At 51.9% G+C, this 1,535-nt stretch carries 1 rRNA gene; it reads right to left on the bottom strand.

Annotation, left to right across the window (positions count from 1 at the left end):
* Nucleotides 1-1,535 (bottom strand): 23S ribosomal RNA (locus JOC75_RS23695); the annotation flags it as partial.

The raw sequence follows: 1,535 nt of genomic DNA, 5'->3' as shown, positions 1-1,535 counted from the left end.
GGGATTTGCCTCATTGTCAGCCTAACTGCTTGGACGCGCATATCCAACAGCGCGCTTACCCTATCCTTCTGCGTCCCCCCATTGCTCAAACGGTGAGGAGGTGGTACAGGAATTTCTACCTGTTGTCCATCGCCTACGCCTTTCGGCCTCGGCTTAGGTCCCGACTTACCCTGAGCGGACGAGCCTTCCTCAGGAAACCTTAGGCATTCGGTGGAGGGGATTCTCACCCCTCTTTCGCTACTCATACCGGCATTCTCACTTCTAAGCGCTCCACCAGTCCTTGCGGTCTGGCTTCTCAGCCCTTAGAACGCTCTCCTACCACTGTCCATAAGGACAGTCCACAGCTTCGGTGATACGTTTAGCCCCGGTACATTTTCGGCGCAGAGTCACTCGACCAGTGAGCTATTACGCACTCTTTAAATGGTGGCTGCTTCTAAGCCAACATCCTGGTTGTCTAAGCAACTCCACATCCTTTTCCACTTAACGTATACTTTGGGACCTTAGCTGGTGGTCTGGGCTGTTTCCCTCTTGACTACGGATCTTATCACTCGCAGTCTGACTCCTGAACATAAGTCTTTGGCATTCGGAGTTTGACTGAATTCGGTAACCCGTTGGGGGCCCCTAGTCCAATCAGTGCTCTACCTCCAAGACTCTCATTTCAAGGCTAGCCCTAAAGCTATTTCGGAGAGAACCAGCTATCTCCAGGTTCGATTGGAATTTCTCCGCTACCCACACCTCATCCCCGCACTTTTCAACGTGCGTGGGTTCGGGCCTCCATTCAGTGTTACCTGAACTTCACCCTGGACATGGGTAGATCACCTGGTTTCGGGTCTACGACCACGTACTTATTCGCCCTATTCAGACTCGCTTTCGCTGCGGCTCCGTCTCATCAACTTAACCTTGCACGGGATCGTAACTCGCCGGTTCATTCTACAAAAGGCACGCCATTACCCATTAACGGGCTTTGACTACTTGTAGGCACACGGTTTCAGGATCTTTTTCACTCCCCTTCCGGGGTGCTTTTCACCTTTCCCTCACGGTACTGGTTCACTATCGGTCACTAGGGAGTATTTAGCCTTGGGAGATGGTCCTCCCTGCTTCCGACGGGATTTCTCGTGTCCCGCCGTACTCAGGATCCACTCTGGAGGGAACGAAGTTTCAACTACAGGGTTGTTACCTTCTTTGACGGGCCTTTCCAGACCTCTTCATTTACTTCGTTCCTTTGTAACTCCGTATAGAGTGTCCTACAACCCCAAGAGGCAAGCCTCTTGGTTTGGGCTAATTCCGTTTCGCTCGCCGCTACTCAGGAAATCGCGTTTGCTTTCTCTTCCTCCGGGTACTTAGATGTTTCAGTTCCCCGGGTCTGCCTTTATCACCCTATGTATTCAGGTGAAAATACTACTCCATTACGAGCAGTGGGTTTCCCCATTCGGAAATCTCCGGATCAAAGCTTACTTACAGCTCCCCGAAGCATATCGGTGTTAGTACCGTCCTTCATCGGCTCCTAGTGCCAAGGCATCCACCGTGCGCCCTTA

It is taken from the genome of Metabacillus crassostreae (genome assembly GCF_016908395.1).
Taxonomy (GTDB): domain Bacteria; phylum Bacillota; class Bacilli; order Bacillales; family Bacillaceae; genus Metabacillus; species Metabacillus crassostreae.
This window is presented reverse-complemented; position numbering and strand designations above follow the sequence as displayed.